The organism is Streptomyces avermitilis MA-4680 = NBRC 14893 (assembly GCF_000009765.2).
Lineage (GTDB): Bacteria > Actinomycetota > Actinomycetes > Streptomycetales > Streptomycetaceae > Streptomyces > Streptomyces avermitilis.
The window spans coordinates 8133314-8153149 of the sequence record NC_003155.5; the positions used below are offsets into that span (position 1 = coordinate 8133314).

14 protein-coding genes and 1 tRNA gene are annotated in these 19836 nt (G+C 71.5%); 11 read left to right on the forward strand and 4 right to left on the reverse strand.

Annotated features, from left to right (window positions below; genetic code table 11):
- Positions 1-6: 6 nt before the first annotated feature.
- Positions 7-648, forward strand: a complete 642-nt coding sequence (locus SAVERM_RS35020; protein ID WP_042494616.1) for a hypothetical protein — start codon at positions 7-9, stop codon at positions 646-648.
- Between the two features lie 228 nt (positions 649-876).
- A complete protein-coding gene (locus tag SAVERM_RS35025) occupies positions 877-3615 on the forward strand; it encodes an exo-rhamnogalacturonan lyase family protein (protein WP_037646545.1) in 2739 nt (912 codons plus the stop codon).
- Between the two features lie 18 nt (positions 3616-3633).
- On the opposite strand, the gene SAVERM_RS35030 is transcribed toward SAVERM_RS35025, so the two are convergent.
- A complete protein-coding gene (locus SAVERM_RS35030) occupies positions 3634-6024 on the reverse strand; it encodes an SCO7613 C-terminal domain-containing membrane protein (RefSeq protein WP_010988215.1) in 2391 nt (796 codons plus the stop codon).
- A gap of 102 nt (positions 6025-6126) precedes the next feature.
- Between SAVERM_RS35030 and SAVERM_RS35035 the strand changes: the two genes are divergently transcribed.
- The gene (locus tag SAVERM_RS35035) at positions 6127-6585 is read left to right on the forward strand and encodes an SRPBCC family protein (protein ID WP_010988216.1); all 459 of its coding nucleotides are present in this window, start codon (positions 6127-6129) and stop codon (positions 6583-6585) included.
- A gap of 39 nt (positions 6586-6624) precedes the next feature.
- Positions 6625-6696 (forward strand) — tRNA-Val (locus SAVERM_RS35040).
- Positions 6697-6772: 76 nt separating this feature from the next.
- Here SAVERM_RS35040 and SAVERM_RS35045 read toward each other — a convergent pair.
- Positions 6773-7498, reverse strand: coding sequence for a 3'-5' exonuclease (locus SAVERM_RS35045; protein WP_010988217.1), 726 nt, complete (start codon positions 7496-7498; stop codon positions 6773-6775).
- A gap of 168 nt (positions 7499-7666) precedes the next feature.
- Between SAVERM_RS35045 and SAVERM_RS35050 the strand changes: the two genes are divergently transcribed.
- The 4 genes from SAVERM_RS35050 (at position 7667) to SAVERM_RS35065 (ending at position 12449) form a co-directional block, all read left to right on the forward strand.
- Positions 7667-8233, forward strand: a complete 567-nt coding sequence (locus SAVERM_RS35050) for a DUF4365 domain-containing protein (RefSeq protein WP_010988218.1) — start codon at positions 7667-7669, stop codon at positions 8231-8233.
- Positions 8230-9450: a hypothetical protein gene (locus SAVERM_RS35055; RefSeq protein WP_010988219.1), complete on the forward strand. Its 1221-nt coding sequence runs from the start codon at positions 8230-8232 to the stop codon at positions 9448-9450. The genes SAVERM_RS35050 and SAVERM_RS35055 overlap by 4 nt, the downstream gene beginning before the upstream one ends.
- A 100-nt stretch (positions 9451-9550) precedes the next feature.
- Positions 9551-11527 (forward strand): threonine--tRNA ligase, encoded by a 1977-nt coding sequence (gene thrS, locus SAVERM_RS35060; RefSeq protein WP_010988220.1) that lies wholly within the window; start codon positions 9551-9553, stop codon positions 11525-11527.
- A gap of 358 nt (positions 11528-11885) precedes the next feature.
- Positions 11886-12449 carry an HIT family protein gene (locus tag SAVERM_RS35065; RefSeq protein WP_010988221.1) on the forward strand — a complete coding sequence of 188 codons (564 nt, stop codon included), beginning with the start codon at positions 11886-11888 and terminating at the stop codon, positions 12447-12449.
- A gap of 119 nt (positions 12450-12568) precedes the next feature.
- Here the strand turns inward: SAVERM_RS35065 and SAVERM_RS35070 are convergent, their stop codons facing one another.
- Together SAVERM_RS35070 and SAVERM_RS35075 are read right to left on the reverse strand one after the other, a co-directional pair.
- Entirely contained in the window at positions 12569-14242 is a 1674-nt protein-coding gene (locus tag SAVERM_RS35070) for a hypothetical protein (RefSeq protein ID WP_042493912.1), read from the reverse strand.
- A 216-nt stretch (positions 14243-14458) separates the two neighbouring features.
- Positions 14459-16657 carry an elongation factor G-like protein EF-G2 gene (locus SAVERM_RS35075; RefSeq protein ID WP_010988223.1) on the reverse strand — a complete coding sequence of 733 codons (2199 nt, stop codon included), beginning with the start codon at positions 16655-16657 and terminating at the stop codon, positions 14459-14461.
- A 218-nt stretch (positions 16658-16875) separates the two neighbouring features.
- Between SAVERM_RS35075 and pgsA the strand changes: the two genes are divergently transcribed.
- The 3 genes from pgsA to SAVERM_RS35090 are packed head-to-tail and all read left to right on the forward strand — an operon-like array spanning position 16876 to position 19690.
- Entirely contained in the window at positions 16876-17610 is a 735-nt protein-coding gene (gene pgsA, locus SAVERM_RS35080) for a phosphatidylinositol phosphate synthase (protein WP_010988224.1), read from the forward strand.
- A complete protein-coding gene (locus tag SAVERM_RS35085; RefSeq protein WP_010988225.1) occupies positions 17607-18533 on the forward strand; it encodes a phosphatidylinositol mannoside acyltransferase in 927 nt (308 codons plus the stop codon). Before pgsA ends, SAVERM_RS35085 begins: the two co-directional genes overlap by 4 nt.
- Entirely contained in the window at positions 18530-19690 is a 1161-nt protein-coding gene (locus SAVERM_RS35090; RefSeq protein WP_010988226.1) for a glycosyltransferase family 4 protein, read from the forward strand. Before SAVERM_RS35085 ends, SAVERM_RS35090 begins: the two co-directional genes overlap by 4 nt.
- Positions 19691-19836: the final 146 nt, after the last annotated feature.

Below are 19836 nucleotides of genomic sequence, written 5' to 3' on the forward strand. Positions count from 1 at the left end.
GTGCCGATGACTCGTACGGCCGAAGCCCGTCGTGCCCGGCCGTGGGCGAAAGCCCGCAAGCCGCCCCGCAAGCCGCCCCGCGAATCGGCCCTCGCCGAGCGCTTCGGTCTCTTCGCCGAGTGTCTGCTCACGGGGGTGTGGATCGCGGTGGCCTCGCTGCCGCTGCTCACCTACCCCGCGGCCTTCGCCGCCGGGGCACGGCATCTGCGCCGGCGCACGGCTCACGAGGGCGGCGGCGGACGGGAGTTCGTCGCCGACTTCCGTGCGGCCGTGCGCGGCGGGTGGATCGCGGGGCTCGCCGGCTGGGCCGCGGCGGCCGCGGTCTGGGTGGATGTGCAGGCCGCGCGTGCGGGAATGCCGGGCGGCCCCCTCGTGGGTGCCGTCGGCCTCTTCGCGCTCATCGGACTGGTCGTCGCCGGGCTGCGGGCGGCGGCGGTCTGGGAGCCGGGCGTGCCATGGCGGGTGCTGCTCGCGGGCGCCGGACGCCGTACGGTCCTGGATCCCGCCGGGTCCTTCCTGCTCATCGGCGGACTGGCGGTGGTGGTCTGCTCGGGCCTGTTCATCGCACCGCTCGCGGTTCCCGTGCTCGGAGCCGTCGCGGCGGCGGCCGTCGCCGTGGAGGAGAGGTATCGGCGGCGCGCTCGCTAATAGCTTACGAACGTTCGTATGCGTCGCGGATAGCTCACGAACGTTCGTACGCGCTGCGGGATGGCTCACGAACGTTCGTACGCCAATTCCGGCGCCCTGCCTGGCTGCCCTGCCCGCACCCCCGCCACCCCCACCAGCGCCCCCCACCCACACCACCCCCATCCCCACCCACACACCCAACCCTCCCCCTGTCATGCCCCTGACTTCCCCGCACGGAAAGGAAAGGCCATGTCTCCCATCCCCCGTAGGTCCCTCCTCAAGGCAGCCGCCGTCGCCGGAGCCGCCGCCCAGTTCAGCTGGGCCCTGGGTGCCAGGAACGCGCAGGCCGCGCCGAGAGCCGAGGCCGCCGACGCGGACCCGGTGACCCTGGACTGGCTGGAGGACGGCGGCCTCGGTGCCGCGCCCGGCTCCACCGTCGGTGTGCCCTGGCCGAAGGGCGCGTACGAGGAGGACCAGGCGTTCGCGCTCACGGACGCGGACGGCAAGGCCGTACCCGTGCAGTCCTGGCCGATCGCCTACTGGCCGGACGGCTCCCTGAAGTGGACCGCGCACGCCGTCGGCACGGGAGCCGGCGCCGGGAAGCTCACGCTCGCCGCCGGTTCGCCCGCCGCGCCCGACAAGAAGGTGACCGTCGACAAGCGCGGCGGCACGATCGACGTGTCGACCGGCGTCATCACGGCGAAGCTCGGCAAGTCCGGCTCCACGCTGGTCAAGTCGGTCACACGCGGTTCCACCGAGATCGCCAAGAACGGCCGGCTCGTGCTGATCCGCCAGCCCGAGCTCGAGGACGGCGACCAGGGCACGGAAAAGTACGAACGCTTCGAGAGCGCCATCTCCGACGTCACCGTCGAACAGGACGGCCCGGTCCGTGCCGTCGTCCGCATCGACGGCAAGCACCGCAAGGGCGACCGCAGTTGGCTGCCCTTCTCCGTCCGGCTCTATTTCTACGCGGGCGCCGAGTCCTTCCGCATGGTGCACACGATCACGTTCGACGGGAAGCAGGAGCCCGGCAAGGCGAGCGGCGACTTCATCCGCGGGCTCGGTGTGCGCTTCACCGTGCCGATGCGCGATGCCGCGTACGACCGGCACATCCGCATCGGCGGTGACGACACCGGTCTGCTGCGCGAGGCCGTCAAGGGCATCACCGGACTGCGCCGCGACCCGGGCGCGGCCGTGCAGGCGGCCCAGTTCGCGGGCGAGAGGCTGCCCGACCCGGCCACCTGGGACCAGCGGGTCACCACCCGTCTCCAGTACATCCCCGAGTGGGGCGACTACACCCTCGCCCAGCTCTCCGCCGACGGCTTCACCCTGCGCAAGCGCACCAGGAAGGGGTACGGCTGGATCGCCGCGGGCGGCGGCCGCAGGGCGAGCGGCTTCGGATACGTCGGCGGACCCAGCGGCGGATTCTCCTTCGGCCTGCGGGACTTCTGGGAGAAACACCCCGCCCAGCTCGACATCCGCGACGCCCACACCGACGAGGCCGAGGTCACCCTCTGGCTCTGGTCGCCCGAGGCGCAGCCCATGGACCTGCGCTTCTACCACGACGGCATGGACCAGGACACCTACGCCGAACAGCTCGAAGGCCTCAACATCACCTACGAGGACTACGAACCGGAGTTCGGCACCCCCTACGGCATCGCCCGCACCTCCGAACTCCTCTTCTGGGCCAACGAGTCGACGCCCACCCCCGAGAAGCTCGCCGAACAGGTCGAGGCCGTCCGGGTGCTCCCGCAGCTCGCCGCCCCGCCCAAGCACCTCATCAAGGCCAAGGTCTTCGGCGGCCTGTTCTCCGAGCCCGACCGCTCCACCACCGCGAAGGCCAAGATCGAGGACCATCTCGACTTCCTCTTCACGTACTACAAGGACCAGGTGGAGATGCGGCGTTGGTACGGCTTCTGGGACTACGGCGACTTCATGCACTCGTACGACACCGTGCGCCACCAGTGGCGGTACGACGTCGGCGGCTACGCCTGGGACAACTCCGAGCTGTCGCCGGACCTGTGGCTGTGGTTCGCCTATCTGCGCTCAGGACGCTCGGACATCTTCCGCTTCGCCGAGGCGCTCACCCGGCACACCGGCGAGGTCGACGTCTACCACCTCGGCCAGTGGGCGGGTCTCGGCACCCGGCACGGCGTGCAGCACTTCGCCGACAGCGCCAAGCAGCAGCGCATCGCCAACACCAACTACCGGCGGTACTACTACTACCTCACCGCGGACGAGCGCGTCGGTGACCTCATGCACGCCAACGTCGACTCCGACGAGACGTTCCTCGTCCTCGACCCGATCCGCAAGATCCGCACCGAGCCGTACACGCCCGACCGGCACGCCCTGTCCATCGGCTTCGGCACGGACTGGAGCGGGCTCGTCTCCGCGTGGCTGACCGAGTGGGAGCGCAAGGGCCCCAAGTGGGCGAAGGCCAAGGCCCGCGTGCTGTCGACGATGGAGACCATCGCCGCCCAGCCCAACGGCTTCGTCCAGGGCAATGGCCTCTACGACCTCGACACGGGCAAGTTCGCCATCGCCCCCGCGCCCGTCGTGTCCGTCTCGCACCTCTCCGCGGTGTTCGGCCTCAACGAGCTGTGCGCCGAGCTGATCGACCTGGTCGACATGCCGAAGTTCAAGGAGGTCTACCTCGACTACTGCCGCTACTTCAACGCCAGCAAGACCGAACAGGCGGCACGGTACGGTTCCAACTTCGGCTCCCTGCTGCTGTTCCAGGGCCACTCGCGCCTCGACGCGTACGCCGCCGTACAGACCGGCGACGCGACACTCGCCAAGCGCGCCTGGACGAAGTTCTACAGCTCCGACGGCTACATGGAGTCCTCGCCCTGGAAGACGGAGAAGCTGAGCGGCCCCGTCACCCTGGTGGCGGGCAGCGAGGCCAACTGGGTCAGCTCGAACGACACCGCGCTGTACGGCCTCGCCGCCATCGAGAACCTGGCGCTGCTGGGCGACAAGATGCCCTGAGCGGCCGGTCGACCGCGCTCAGTACATCCTCCCCAGCACCTCCCGCACCCGTCGGGCGTCCCGGATCCGCTGCTCGTACGTCGCCCCGACCGCGAGCAGCACCAGCCCGGCGAGGGCGGGAGGCAGCCAGCGCGGGAGCACACCGGCCAACTGCACCAGATACGGGGCGAGTTCGTGCAGCGCGTCCAGCGCCAGCACGGCCCCGCCGAGCAGCAGGGGCGCCCGGAGGCGGTGGCGGGCGCCCAGCAGGGTGACGAGGAGCGCCGCCGCCCCGAGCAGCAGCGGGCGTAGCCAGTGCGCGTCGCCCCATGCCGTCAGCAGACTCGGCACGAGCGTCGCCGCGAGGCCGGGGCCGTACGCCGTCCAGGACGAGGCGAGCGGATCCCGGCGCCGCCGGACGACCCCCACGAGCAGCGCGGGGACGGTCACCGGCAAGGTGTACGCCTCCGGGGCGCCGACGCCCCAGGACCCCAGGCGCACCCACGTCGCCAGCACGAACAGGGCCGTGGCCGCGTAGCCGACGCTCCTGCGGTCCGCCCGGACGGCGGTGCCGGCGGCGATCACCCCGCACAGGGCGAGGACGAGCGCCAGCAGCGGGGGATCGGTGACGGCGAGACCGACCGCCACCAGGCCCGCGACGGAGCCGGTGACTTCCACGGCGGTGGTGGTCCCGGGCTCGTCGAGCCGCGCCGCAAGCAGGGCCGCCCCGCACGGGACGACCAGGACGAGCAGCGCGGTGTGCGCCGGCGCCCACCCGGCGGCGGCTCCCGCGGCACAGGCCAGCGCGGTGGCACCGGCGAGGGACGTGCTCGCCCAGACGGAGGCCGGCCGCACCTTCACGGCGGCGACCGCGAACAGGGCGGTCAGGGCGGCCAGTACGCCGAGGGTCGCGGGCCGGGAGGTCAGCGAGAGGAAGGAGAGGCTGACGGACGTGATCAGGGCGAGCGCGGTGGCCGTGTAAGCCGTCGGCGCCCGACGTGCGTACGCCGCCACGGCCACCGCCGTCGCCGCGGTCAGCCCCAGCGCGAACAGCCCCACGACGTAGGGGAGTTCCAGCGTCGCGGGGAGGACGAGCGCCGTCGCCCATCCCAGCACCAGGGCGCCGGTCATGGCCTGCGGCCGCCACTGTGTGGTGCGCAGCGCCCAGACCGAGACACCGGCGACGACGGCCAGTACGAGCGGTGCCGTCGCCGCGTCCGGCGGCCAGGGCGTGCCGGCGGTCACCGCGGCCCGGATGTCCGACGGGGCGCCCGACCAGATCCGCCCCGCCCAGCCCGCCGGACCCAGCAGCGCGACGGCGACCGGGGGCAGCGCCGAGACCACGGCGAGCGCCTGGACGGAGCCGGAGGCCCAGGCGAGACCGAGGCGTACGGGCTCGGGAAGCGGGCCGCGTACGACCGTCAGCAGGGCGACGGCGCACACCAGATACCCGACCACCGTCCAGTCGGCCGGCAGCGACACACGCAGGATGCCGCCGAGGCCCGCGACCAGCAGGAGGCCGCCGGTCACCGCGGTGCCGACGGCGAGGTCCACCCTCGGTGCCCGCCAGGCCGTGCCCAGTGCGATCACCGCCGCGAAGGCGAGGAGCGCCGCCGCACGGGCGGCGGCGCTCGGACCGGTGGCCTCGAAGGAGAGCCGGCCGGCCGCCAGCACGCCCCAGCCGCCCATGCCGTACGCGCCGACGGCGGCGACGAGACGTACGGATCTCACGGACACCCGGAGCGCGACAACCGTGTCGAACGCGGCCGTCGTCAACAGCGCGCCCGTGAGCGTGTGCGGACCCGCACCCGCTGCGATCGCCCAGAGCAGGAGCGGGAATTGGACGGCGACCAGCGCGGCCGGAAGAGGCAGCCGCAGCGGGAGACGAGCGGCGGCCCGCTCGGGCCGGCCGAGCAGCGCGCCGAGGCCCTGGCCGTACGCAGCCCAGACCCCCGCCAGGACGGCCGAGGCGAGCGCCGCGTAAGCCGTGCCGTTCGCCCCGGGGAGCGCCGCCTCGTGCAGGGCGTAGGCGTCGAGCACCGTCAGCGCGAGGCCGAGGCCCGCCACCGACTCGGCGGTCGAGCGCAGCCCGCGCCTGAGCAGCGCGACGGGAGTGGCGAGTGCCGCCAGCGTCACCGCCGCGAGCACCACGGCCCGCCCGGTGATCCCCAGATGCCCCCAGCTGACCAGCGTGAACGCGATCGCGGCGACGGTCAGCAGGATGCCGCCGAGCACCAGGAGCACGTTCTGCACGCTCGGGGCGGTCGTCTCGGGCCGCCGCGGGGGAGGCGGGGGCGGTACGGGGGCCGAGTGGAGAACGCCGATCAGCCAGGCGCGGCGGGTCAGCAGCAGGGCGCGGCGGGCGTCGAGTTGCCGCAGCTCCCCGTCGAGGATCCGCAACTCCTCGGCCGGGGGCGGGATATGGGTCATGCCTTGGAGTGTGGTCCGCGTCACGGCGCACGGCATGAGCGCACATACTCAGTCCGTACTCAGATCTCCCACGGCAGGCCTCCCCACCGGCAGACTCGGGGCATGGACTGGAGTCACTACCGCTTCCGCAGCCTGTGGGCGCTGCCGGCACCGCCCGCCCGCGTGTATGCCGCGCTCGAGCGGGTCGAGGACTACCCGCGCTGGTGGCCGCAGGTGCGCGAGGTGACGCGGCTCGACGAGGACTGCGGAGTGATCAGGATCCGCTCCCTGCTTCCGTACGACATGACGTTCACCGCGCGGGACGTGCGGCACGACACGGCGGCCGGGATCCTGGAGATCACCATGACCGGTGACATCGACGGCTGGGCACGCTGGACCGTCACCGCCGGCGGACCGGGCACCCTCGCCCGCTACGACCAGGAAGTCGACGTGCGCAAGCCGCTGCTGAGGCGGTTCGCCGTGCCGGGACGGCCCGTCTTCCGCGCCAACCACGCCCTGATGATGCGGGCCGGACAACGCGGACTCCTCGCCCACCTGGACGGCGGCCGGCAAGCGGTTTGAACGAAACCCGAGGGGACCTGTATTGTTCAGTGCGTTCCCGGGCGATTAGCTCAGTGGGAGAGCGCTTCGTTCACACCGAAGAGGTCACTGGTTCGAACCCAGTATCGCCCACCGGGAGAAACCGGTCCGTCGCAGACGGACCGGTTTTTTTGTGCTCACACCGTGTTTTGTGCTCACGCTTTTGTGCTCACGCCGCCGCCGGCAGCTCCGGACGCAGCGGCCACGCCGGGTCCACCGCCTCCGGCGTACCGCTGCGCGCGAACCACGCCTGAAGCCCGCGCGCCTGTGCCGCGTGCCACACCGCCTGCAAGGTGTGCAGCTCGGCCGGCGAGAGCCGCTCCAGCCGGGTAGCGAAACGGCGCCCCACCGCCCGTACGACCTCCATCGCGGCCAGCGCGTCGGCCGCCGCGTCGTGCGCGCCCTCAAGGGCGACGTCGTAGTGGGCGCACAGATCGGTGAGCGTGCGGCGGCCCTTGCGGTAGCGGTCCAGATGCTTGTCGAGTACCCGGGGATCGAGCACGCGCAGCGGCGCCGACTCGAACCAGTGGTCGAGGCAGGAGGCGCGATGACGGCGCAACTCCCGGTCCAGGAGCGTGAGATCGAACGGCGCGTTCATCACCACGAGCGGCCGGCCCGCGGTGGCCTGTTCTCCCAGCTCCCTGGCTATCTCGTCCATCACCGGCGACGGCCAGCGGCCGTTGCGCTGAAGATGCTCGTCGGTCAGTCCGTGCACCGCCGTCGCACCGGCCGGCACCGGCACTCCGGGGTTCACCAGCCACCGGGACACCCGCGGACGGGCCCCCGGGGCGTCCTGGACGACGACGGCGGCCGACACGATCCGGTCGGTCTCGACGTCCACGCCCGTGGTCTCCGTGTCGAACGCGGCCAAGGGGCCTTCGTACCAGCACGTCATACGAACACAACTCCTCGTTCACCCGCGGTGGCTGACGCTCCGTCTTCTGCCTGTTTGGTGATACCCGGGCTGTTTGCGCCGTACGCCGGAAGGAGACAACAGGGGTACGGGTCTTTGCAGTTCAGCGACCCGGCACGGGGATTCACTTGGTCTGGAAGGCTGTTGGTCATGGCGATAGCGCAGCCCGAACGGGGCGGGCTGCTGCCCCAGCGCACGGCACCCCCTCGCGGCACCCTCGCCACCACCGCCTGCATGGAGACACTGCAGGTGGGCTACCTGCACGCGGTCGCGGCGGCCGCGGGCTGCTCGCTGTCCCAGCCCTTTCCGGACAACGGCATCGACTGGCACGTCAGCCACAGCGCCCCCGGGCACACGGTCGACGACGAAGTCACCATCAAGGTGCAGCTCAAGTGCACGTACCAGATCCCGCCGAATCCGCCGGGCCCCGCCTTCTCCTTCACGCTCGACAACGCGCACCTGGCGAAGCTCGCCCGCACCCCGGTCTCGGTGCACAAGATCCTGGTCGTGATGCTCGTGCCCCGGGCCCAGGACGACTGGCTGCGCGCCAGCCACGACCGCCTCGACCTGCGGCACTGCTGCTACTGGATCAACCTCGCCGGACATGCCGTCACCGGCCGGCGCAGGACCACCGTGCGCATACCGACCTCGCGCATCTTCGACGACCGAGCGCTCTGCGAGATCATGACGCGGGTCGGAACGGGAGGCAGACCGTGACGCACCGCCCGACCCACGAACCCCTACGCCCCGTGCGGCCCCACCCGGTCGAGGCCCTCCCGGAGAACCAGCCGCCCGACCCGGGCCAGGTCGACCCCGCCGTCCTCAGCGCCCTCCTGCACCGCCACGGCTGGCAGCGGCGCGGCGGACCCGCCGGACGCTACGGCCGCTGGACCCCACCGGGACCCGGCAGCGGCGGCACAAGCCTGCTGGTGCCCGAGAGCCGGGCCTTCCCCGACAGCGACGACCTGCTCGGCGAAGCCCTCGTCGCGCTCTCCCGCAGCGGATCCCCCTCAGCCCGGGACGTCCTGATCGCGCTCGCCGTGCCCAGCGACGAGATCCACTGGTGGCGGGACGTCCCGGCCGGGCCCGCGGGCGCCGCGCCCTGGCCCGTCGAGGACCAGCTGCGCACCGCCGCCCGGCAGATGCTGCTCGCGGGCGCACTCGCCACGCGCGGGCGGGCCGGCTACCACGGCGCCCGGCACCGGCGGCCCGCCGCCGCGTCCCTGGAGAGCGTCCTGGTCGGCGCCGCCCCCGGGGGACACCGGCTCACCGCGTTCGTGCCCGTCGAGACGGAGCGCCCCCTCGCCGTACGACTGCACCAGGCCCTGTACTCGGTCCGCGAGGCCGTCGACTACCGGCGGGCCACCGGCGGCATGGAAGCCTTCGACGCGGCCGTCCAGGCCGGCGTCAGCCATGAGCTCACCGAGGCGCTGGTCGCCCTCGTCCGCGGCACGGAGGGCGCCCGGATCGCCGTCGAGTGGGCGCCCGCCGCCGGTGTCCCCGAAGGCTGCGCGGCGCCCGCCGAAGCCGTCGAGTTCTCGCCCGGCGACCTGCCCTTCCTGCGCGAGGCGGGCGCCCGCTATCTGCGCGAGGAGCCCTCCGTGCCGGTGCGGATCACCGGCACGGTCGTACGGATGCGCAGGTCGGGGCCGCGCGGCGCGGGCGCCGTACGGCTGCGGGTCCTGGCGGGGGCCGAGGTGCCGCACGTACGGATGACGCTGGACGAGGAGTCGTACCGGACAGCGGGCCACGCCCACCTCGTCGGGCTGCCCGTGCTGGTGCACGGGCGGCTGGAGAGCCGGGGCGGTTTCCGGCGGCTCACGGACGTGTCCGAGGTGGCGCCGGTGCAGGTCGACGAGGCGGAGCGGGACCGGCTGATGAAGTCGCTCCAGGAGAACCTGGACTTCTTCGAGGAGGCGTGCAGCGGGGACTGACATAACCGTTTCGCGAGGGGCACCCCGGTCTCGGTACGATCGCCTTTGTATTGCGCGCGCAATAGAAGATGCGAGCGTGCCCCGTAGGTAGGAGAGACCGGTGTCAGACGTCCGTGTGATCATCCAACGCGATTCCGAGCGGGAAGAGCGCGTGGTGACGACGGGCACTACGGCCGCCGACCTCTTCCCCGGCGAGCGCACCGTCGTCGCGGCCCGTGTGGGCGGCGAGCTGAAGGACCTGGCCTACGAGGTGAAGGACGGCGAGGAGGTCGAGCCCGTCCAGATCTCCTCCGAGGACGGCCTCAACATCCTGCGCCACTCCACCGCGCACGTCATGGCCCAGGCCGTGCAGGAGCTGTTCCCCGAGGCCAAGCTGGGCATCGGCCCGCCGGTCAAGGACGGCTTCTACTACGACTTCGACGTCGCGAAGCCGTTCACGCCCGAGGATCTCAAGGCCATCGAGAAGAAGATGCAGGAGATCCAGAAGCGCGGCCAGCGCTTCTCGCGCCGCGTCGTCACCGATGAGGCGGCCCGTGAGGAGCTGGCGGACGAGCCGTACAAGCTGGAACTGATCGGCATCAAGGGCTCCGCCTCCAACGACGACGGGGCGAATGTCGAGGTCGGCTCCGGCGAGCTGACCATCTACGACAACCTCGACGCCAAGACCGGTGACCTGTGTTGGAAGGACCTCTGCCGCGGTCCCCACCTGCCCACCACCCGGAACATCCCGGCGTTCAAGCTGATGCGCAACGCCGCCGCGTACTGGCGCGGCAGCGAGAAGAACCCGATGCTCCAGCGCATCTACGGCACCGCCTGGCCGTCGAAGGACGAGCTGAAGGCGCACCTCGACTTCCTCGCCGAGGCGGAGAAGCGCGACCACCGCAAGCTGGGCAACGAGCTGGACCTGTTCTCCATCCCGGACCAGATCGGCTCCGGCCTCGCCGTCTTCCACCCCAAGGGCGGCATCGTCCGCCGGGTGATGGAGGACTACTCGCGGCGCCGCCACGAGGAAGAGGGCTACGAGTTCGTCTACACCCCGCACGCCACCAAGGGGAAGCTCTTCGAGACCTCGGGCCACCTGGACTGGTACGCCGACGGCATGTACCCGCCCATGCAGCTCGACGAGGGCGTGGACTACTACCTCAAGCCCATGAACTGCCCGATGCACAACCTGATCTTCGACGCGCGCGGCCGCTCGTACCGTGAACTGCCGCTGCGCCTCTTCGAGTTCGGGACCGTGTACCGGTACGAGAAGTCGGGCGTCGTGCACGGCCTCACCCGGGCCCGCGGCTTCACCCAGGACGACGCGCACATCTACTGCACGCGCGAGAAGATGGCCGACGAGCTTGACAAGACGCTCACCTTCGTGCTGAACCTGCTGCGCGACTACGGCCTGACCGACTTCTACCTGGAGCTGTCCACCAAGGACCCGGAGAAGTTCGTCGGCTCGGACGAGGTCTGGGAGGAGGCCACCGAGACGCTGCGGCAGGTGGCCGAGAAGCAGGGCCTGCCGCTGGTCCCGGACCCGGGCGGCGCCGCGTTCTACGGCCCGAAGATCTCCGTCCAGGCCAAGGACGCCATCGGCCGCACCTGGCAGATGTCGACCGTGCAGCTCGACTTCAACCTGCCGGAGCGCTTCGACCTGGAGTACACGGGCCCCGACGGCTCCAAGCAGCGTCCGGTCATGATCCACCGCGCCCTGTTCGGCTCCATCGAGCGGTTCTTCGCGGTGCTCCTCGAGCACTACGCGGGCGCGTTCCCGGCGTGGCTGGCGCCCGTCCAGGCGGTCGGCATCCCGATCGGCGACGCGCACGTCGAGTACCTGCAGAAGTTTGCCGCCGAGGCGAAGAAGAAGGGCCTGCGGGTCGAGGTCGACTCGTCCTCGGACCGTATGCAGAAGAAGATCCGCAACGCGCAGAAGCAGAAGGTGCCCTTCATGGTCATCGCGGGCGACGAGGACATGACGGCCGGCGCCGTCTCCTTCCGCTACCGCGACGGCTCGCAGGAGAACGGCATCCCGCTCGACGAGGCCATCGCCAAGATCGCGAAGGTCGTCGAGGAGCGGACACAGGTCTGACGCGTACGTCGCACGTGAGGGGGAGGCCCCCGGGGAGCCGTCAGCTCCCCGGGGGCCTCCTCTCGTCCTCCTCCTCGTCGTGGCTGCCGCAGAGGTTCGCCTACGGGGATCGTGCGGGGCCGTGTGCCCTTTCCGGCGCACGTCACCGGGAAAGCAGAGGTCGCGCCCGGCCTCGGGCAGACCGTGCCCCAGGACCTGCACCGCGTACGAGCTCGGACAGAGGAGCGACGCCACCCCCAGCGGGATCTCGGCGCACCGCTCCCAGCGGTCGTAGCGGCTCTGGTCGTCCATCGGCCCAGCTTGGTCCCGGACGATTCTGCCGGAGCCCCGCCGACACGCCGCGAACGGGCGAAGCAATATGCTGCACCTCATGACGAGTGAGCCGGAGCAGCAGATCGGAGTGGGAACGCAGGACGCGTTCCAGCGCCTGTGGACGCCTCATCGGATGGCGTACATCCAGGGCGAGAACAAGCCCACCGGTCCGGGGGCCGACGACGGCTGTCCCTTCTGCTCGATCCCGGCCAAGTCCGACGAGGACGGGCTCATCGTCCGGCGCGGCGAGCAGGTGTACGCGGTGCTCAACCTGTACCCGTACAACGGCGGCCATCTGATGGTCGTGCCCTACCGCCATGTCGCCGACTACACGGACCTCACCGAGTCGGAGACCGCCGAACTCGCCGAGCTGACCAAGCAGGCGATGACCGCGCTGCGTACGGCGTCGGGAGCGCACGGCTTCAACATCGGCATGAACCAGGGCACGGTGGCGGGTGCGGGCATCGCCGCCCACCTCCACCAGCACATCGTGCCGCGCTGGGGCGGCGACACCAACTTCATGCCGGTCGTCGGCCACACCAAGGTGCTGCCGCAGCTCCTCGCGGACACCCGGAAGATGCTGGCGGAGGCCTGGCCCACGGCTGCCTAGCCAGGGCGTGTCCGGCGGATCACGCCGGATACCCGGGGCCTGGCACGACCTGATCAGCCGGACGGGCCCTGGGGCGGTGCCGCGCGGGCCCGCCCGAGTGGGCCCGCGCGCCGGAGGCGCTACGCGTCGTACACGTCCGCCTTCCTCGGTGTCGGGTCCTGGACCGCGGTGCTGAGGAAGGACGAGCGGTTGCCGAACTTCTCCGTGTCCACGCCGTTCTCCTCCAGCACCCTGATCGCCGCCGCGTGCACCACGCGCAGCACGGGCGTCGCGGCCCGCAGCGCGTCGTCGGCCATGAAGCGGTGCCGCCACGGCTGGTCCGCCCAGGCGTGCCGCAGCCCGAAGGGCTCGGGGAGCGTCAGCGAGCCGCCGAGCCAGTTGAGCAGCGGCGGATACCAGGTGAGGGGCGCGCGGACCGCGAGGCGTACCACCTCGTCGGCGTCGACCAGCGGGAGCTTGACCGTGCGGGTCTCCCAGAACCTGACCGACTTGGCGACCTGCTTCGAGGGGGCCTCCGGCTTCGTGGTGAACAGGGAGTTCACCGGGCCCAGGGCGTGGCCGGTGACCTCGATGCGCAGTGTCTCGTGCAGCACGGTCACGGTGATCAGCATGGTGATGATCAGCTGGCCGTCCCAGAGCGTCCACTGGACCCCGAGGTAGTGCCGGTCGCCGCTGCCGAACTGCTGCTTGTTGCAGATGTCCTGTATCGCGTGGTTCTTGACCTGGTACGCGTCGACGTCCGTGCCGCCCGGACGGGAGACCGCCTTGGCGTTCTCACCGATCGGTGTGACGACCCAGTGCTTGATCGACGGCTTGGGGAAACCGCCGGTGTTGAGGGGGCCGCGCTCCAGCATGCGCAGCTGGTCGTGGATGGACCGTATGACGTCCCAGCTGCGGAAGGGGTGGATCTCCTTGCCCGCCTCGCGCGGCACCAGGTCCTCGGCGAGCTGCCAGCTGCCCCAGCGCGTGCCCATGCCGAGTATGCCCTTGGGGCCCGCGTAGAAGACGGAGTTGGACTGCTGCTCGGCGCTGAGCCGGGCGAGGGACTGGCGCAGCTGCTCGGCCGCGGTCTCGCCGGGGCTGCCGGGCACGGCCTCCGGGACCTTGGCGCCGATGGCGCCGCCGGCCAGCAGGCTGTCCCAGCGCTCCCGCAGATCCTTGGCCGTGCGTTCGCAGATCTGCTTGGCCCACAGCCAGCCGACGACCGGGACGACGACCGCCGCGCGCGCGTACCAGCCCCAGAAGCCCGTGAAGGGCATACGGATCAGGAAGATCACGGCGAGGGCGCCCACGGCGACCAGCAGGGTGGTGCCGAGGGCGGAGGCGCGCTTGTCCTCGCGCCGGGCGATGGCCGTCCGGATCTGGAAGACCAGCAGCCAGACGATGAGGCCCGGCAGGAAGATCAGGCCGCACAGCACTATCACCGCCGTGAGCCAGTTGTCCCGCTCCCGGCGGATGTTGTGCGCCGCCAGGCAGTGCTCGACGATGACCTGCGGCTCCGTGCCGAAGGACTGGATGAGCGGGTTGCGGCCGACTCCGAGCATGCGGTCGATCACCGCTCGGGAGAAGGCCTCGCCGAGGTTGGGCCGCAGGATCTTCGCACCTCTGCGGGGGCCCTTGACCGTCGACTGGTGCCACTCGTTGTCGGCCTTGAGGATCTCCTCGACCGGGTTGTCCCGGTAGGCCGCCGAAGCCAGGGCGAAGGTCGCCGCCGTCTGGCCCGCGGAGCCCGACAGGGGCACCTGCGCCCCCGGGCTGAAATCGAATCCGTCGTCCGCCACTGCCGCCCCCATCGCCGCCGATCCCGCTTCTGCGGCCTTCCCGACTTCCTTGCCCCGCACACCTGTTGAACAGGTCATCGTGCTGATGCAGTCACAACTTGATCAGGTCATCAGCGTATCCGCCGCCACCGACATTCGTCGGCGGACGGCCGAGAAGCCGTCCGCCGACGGGAGACGGGCGTCACCGGTTCGGTCCTCAGTCCGGTCCTGCGCGGTGACGCGTTCCAACTACGAGGCCTGCCGCGTCTGTTCGCGGAGCCGCTCCGCAACCTGAGGGGGCATCGGTTCGTGCCGTGCGTAGGCGCGGCTGAAACGGGCGGTGCCGTGCGAGAGGGAGCGCAGATCGACGGCGTACCGGCCGATCTCGATCTCCGGCACCTCGGCCCGTACGAGCGTGCGCCCGCCGCCCGCCTGCTCGGTGCCGACCACGCGCCCGCGCCGCCCGGACAGATCGCTCATCACGGTGCCCACGTAGTCGTCGCCGACCAGGACGGTCACCTCGGCCACCGGCTCCAGGAGATGGATCCTGGCGTCGGCCGCCGCCTCGCGCAGGGCCAGCGCGCCCGCCGTCTGGAAGGCCGCGTCGGAGGAGTCCACGGAGTGCGCCTTGCCGTCGAGCAGCGTGACCCGTACGTCGATGAGCGGATAGCCGGCCGCGACACCCCTGGCCGCCTGGGCCCGTACACCCTTCTCCACGGACGGGATGAACTGCCGGGGCACGGCACCGCCGACGACCTTGTCCACGAACTCGATGCCGGCGCCGCCTGGCAGCGGCTCGACCTCGATCTCGCAGATCGCGTACTGCCCGTGGCCGCCGGACTGTTTCACATGGCGGCCGCGCCCGGCGGCCCTGCCCGCGAACGTCTCCCGCAGGGCGACCTTGTGCGGGATCACGTCGACCTGGACGCCGTACCGGTTGCGCAGCCGCTCCAGTGCGACGTCCGCGTGTGCCTCGCCCAGGCACCAGAGCACCACCTGGTGGGTGTGCTGGTTCTGTTCCAGGCGCATGGTCGGATCCTCGGCCACCAGCCTGCCCAGACCCTGGCTGAGTTTGTCCTCGTCCGCCTTGCTGTGCGCCTGGATGGCCAGCGGCAGCAGCGGATCGGGCATCTCCCACGGCGCCATCAGCAGCGGGTCGTCCTTGGCGGAGAGGGTGTCGCCGGTCTCCGCGCGATTCAGCTTCGCCACGCAGGCCAGATCGCCCGCGATGCAGTGCGTGAGGGAGCGCTGCTGCTTTCCGAACGGCGTGGACAGGGCGCCGATGCGCTCGTCGACATCGTGGTCCTCGTGCCCGCGGTCGGCCAGGCCGTGCCCGGAGACGTGCACCGTGTCGTCGGCGCGCAGGGTTCCGGAGAAGACGCGGACGAGGGAGACCCGGCCCACATAGGGATCGCTGGCGGTCTTCACGACCTCCGCCACCAGCGGTCCGCCCGGGTCGCAGGCCGTGACCTCGCGCGCCGTGCCGTCGGGCGTGGTGACCTTGGGCGCGGCGCGCTCCAGCGGGGTCGGGAAGCCGCCCGTGATCAGCTCGAGGAGCTCGACCGTGCCGAGGCCCTGACGGGCGCCCTCGGCGGCGGGCGCGGCGGCCAGCACCGGGAAGAAGGTCCCGCGCGCCACGGCCCGCTCCAGGTCCTGCACGAGCGTCTTGACGTCGATCTCCTCGCCGCCGAGATAGCGGTCCATGAGGGTCTCGTCCTCGCTCTCGGCGATGATTCCCTCGATCAGCCGGTTGCGGGCCTGCGCCAGGAGCGGCAGCTGGTCCGGGCCGGGCTCCGACTCCTTGCGCTCCCCGGTGGAGTAGTCGAACAGCCGCTGGGAGAGCAGTCCGGTCAGGCCGGTCACGGGCGCGTGCCCGTCGGGCCCCTGCTCGCCGTGGAGCGGCAGATACAGCGGCAGTACGGCGTCGGGGTCGTCGGCGCCGAAGGCCTCCGCGCAGGTCCGGGTCATCTCGTCGAAGTCCGCCCGGGCCGCCTCCAGATGCGTGACGACGATGGCGCGCGGCATGCCGACCGCCGCGCACTCCTCCCACACCATGCGGGTCGAGCCGTCCACGCCGTCCGAGGCGGAGACCACGAAAAGGGCCGCGTCCGCAGCTCGCAGACCGGCCCTGAGTTCACCGACGAAGTCGGCGTATCCGGGGGTGTCCAAGATGTTGATCTTGTACCCGTCCCAGTCGACGGGGACGAGCGAGAGCTGCACCGAGCGCTTCTGGCGGTGCTCGATGTCGTCGTAGTCGGAGACGGTGCCGCCGTCCTCGACGCGGCCCGCCCGGTTCACTGCTCCCGCCGTCAGCGCGAGAGCTTCCACCAAAGTCGTCTTGCCCGATCCGCTGTGGCCGACCAGCACCACATTCCGTACGGACGCGGGGTGGTCGGCCGCCGTAGCCCTGCCGGCGGCTCCGGGGTGTGCGTTCGCCTTGTCGCCCATGGCCTTGCCTCCCGTGCACGGTGAGGTCACTGTGGGCGCGGACGTGCGGATCCGCGTGCGGTGGCGGCTCCGATGACGCCCGCGGTGTCTTCGAGCTTTGCACTCCCGTCACGGTGCGTCCATACGACGGACGCGATCGCGGCGTGACACGGACGCATCAGGCCATGACACGGAGGGTGCGGGTGCCCGACCGTCGCACAAGCGCGCGCGTGGCTACGATGGGCCAGCCGGTGGCCAGCAGGGGCCGCGCGGCGACACCGACCATCGGGAAGGCCATGCTGAACAAGTACGCGCGTGCATTCTTCACGCGTGTCCTCACACCGTTCGCCGCGTTTCTCATCCGCCGGGGCGTGAGCCCCGACACGGTCACGCTCCTCGGCACCGCCGGAGTGATCGCGGGCGCGCTGGTCTTCTACCCCCGGGGGGAGTTCTTCTGGGGCACGATCGTCATCACGCTGTTCGTCTTCTCGGACCTCGTCGACGGCAACATGGCCCGCCAGCTCGGCCGCACCAGCCGCTGGGGCGCGTTCCTGGACTCCACCCTGGACCGGGTCGCCGACGGCGCGATCTTCGGCGGCTTCGCCCTCTGGTACGCGGGCGGCGGTGACAACAACGTGCTGTGCGCCGTCTCGATCTTCTGTCTGGCCAGTGGCCAGGTGGTCTCGTACACCAAGGCGCGTGGCGAGTCGATCGGTCTGCCGGTCGCCGTCAACGGTCTGGTCGAGCGCGCCGAACGCCTGGTGATCTCGCTGGTCGCGGCCGGTTTCGCCGGGCTGCACAAGTTCGGCGTGCCCGGCATCCAGGTGCTGCTGCCGATCGCTCTGTGGATCGTCGCCGTCGGCAGCCTGGTCACGCTGATCCAGCGTGTCGTCACGGTCCGCCGCGAGTCCGCGGAGGCGGACGCCGCGACCGCCGCCGAGAACGCCTCGCAGGGGAGCGGAGCCGCGTCGTGAGCAGTCTGCAGGAGCGGCTGACGGACGGGGCCTACGCGCTCGGCTGGAGCACCGTCAGGAAGCTCCCCGAGCCGGTCGCCGCGCGGCTCGGACAAACCGTCGCGGACCTCACCTGGAAGCGGCGCGGCAAGGGCGTACGACGTCTGGAGAGCAACTACGCGCGCGTGGTGCCCGACGCGACCCCCGAGCGGCTCGCCGAGCTGTCCAGGGCGGGGATGCGTTCCTATCTGCGTTACTGGATGGAGTCCTTCCGGCTGCCCGCGTGGAGCGCGGAGCGGGTGAAGAACGGCTTCGACCCGAAGGACCTGCACCACCTCACCGACGGGCTGGCCTCCGGCCGGGGCGTCGTCCTCGCGCTGCCGCACCTGGGCAACTGGGACCTGGCCGGCGCCTGGGTCACCACCAAGCTGGAGACGCCGTTCACGACGGTCGCGGAGCGCCTCAGGCCCGAGTCCCTGTACGACCGGTTCGTCGCCTACCGCGAGGGCCTCGGCATGGAGGTGCTGCCGCACAGCGGGGGCTCCGCTTTCGGCACGCTGGCGCGCCGGCTGCGCGACGGCGGCCTCGTCTGTCTGGTCGCGGACCGTGACCTGTCCGCGTCGGGCGTCGAGGTCGACTTCTTCGGCGCGACCACCCGGATGCCGGCCGGACCGGCGCTGCTCGCCCAGCAGACCGGCGCCGTCCTGCTGGCGGCGACGCTCTGGTACGACGAGTCACCCGTGATGAAGGGCCGGCTTCATCCGCCGGTCGAGGTGCCCGAGACAGGTACGCGGGCCGAGAAGACGTCTGTCATGACACAGGCGCTGGCCGATGCCTTCGCCACGGGGATCGCCGACCATCCGGAGGACTGGCACATGCTGCAACGGCTGTGGCTCGCCGACCTGGAACCTCGCACGGAGTCCACCGACGGGGGACGGCTGTGAGGATCGGCATCGTCTGCCCGTACTCCTGGGACGTGCCGGGCGGCGTCCAGTTCCACATCCGGGATCTGGCCGAGCACCTCATCCGTCTCGGGCACGAGGTGTCCGTCCTCGCTCCGGCGGACGACGACACCCCCCTGCCGCCGTACGTCGTCTCGGCGGGCCGCGCGGTTCCGGTGCCCTACAACGGCTCGGTGGCCCGCCTGAACTTCGGGTTCCTGTCCGCGGCCCGGGTGCGGCGCTGGCTGCACGACGGCGAGTTCGACGTGATCCACATCCACGAGCCGACCTCGCCGTCGCTCGGCCTGCTGACGTGCTGGGCGGCGCAGGGCCCGATCGTGGCCACCTTCCACACGTCCAACCCGCGCTCCCGGGCGATGATCGCCGCGTACCCGATCCTGCAGCCCGCGCTGGAGAAGATCAGCGCGCGCATCGCGGTGAGCGAGTACGCGCGTCGCACCCTGGTCGAACACCTGGGCGGGGACGCCGTCGTCATCCCGAACGGCGTGGACGTGGACTTCTTCGCGCGGGCCAAGCCCGACCCCGAGTGGCAGGGGGACACGCTCGGCTTCATCGGCCGTATCGACGAGCCCCGCAAGGGCCTGCCGGTGCTCATGAAGGCCCTGCCGAAGATCCTCGCCGAGCGCCCGGGAACCCGGCTCCTGGTCGCCGGGCGCGGCGACGAGGAGGAGGCCGTGGAGACGCTGCCCAAGGAGATGCGCGAGCACGTCCGGTTCCTCGGCATGGTCAGCGACGAGGACAAGGCGCGCTTCCTGCGCAGCGTCGACGTGTACGTGGCCCCCAACACCGGCGGCGAGAGCTTCGGGATCATCCTGGTCGAGGCGATGTCGGCGGGCGCTCCGGTGCTCGCGTCGGACCTGGACGCCTTCGCCCAGGTGCTCGACCAGGGGGCGGCGGGGGAACTGTTCGCCAACGAGGACGCCGACGCGCTGGCCGAGTCGGCGCTGCGACTGCTCGGCGACCCAGGGCGCCGGGCCGAGCTGCGCGAGCGGGGGAGCGCCCATGTGCGGCGCTTCGACTGGTCGACCGTGGGCGCCGACATCCTGTCCGTGTACGAGACGGTGACGGACGGAGCGGCCGCCGTGGCCGCCGACGAACGGACCGGGCTGCGGGCGCGGTTCGGACTGGCACGGGACTGAGACGACCTCTCCGGCGCGCGGGGCGCCGTGCTGTGCACCGCGCGCGGGGAGGACAGTCCGCTTTTCCAACCTTCGGTACCCGCTCCGCGAAGCGGCGACCGAGCGGCCCTCGACGCCTGCGCGGTCACCCTCCCCGGCGGTGAGTT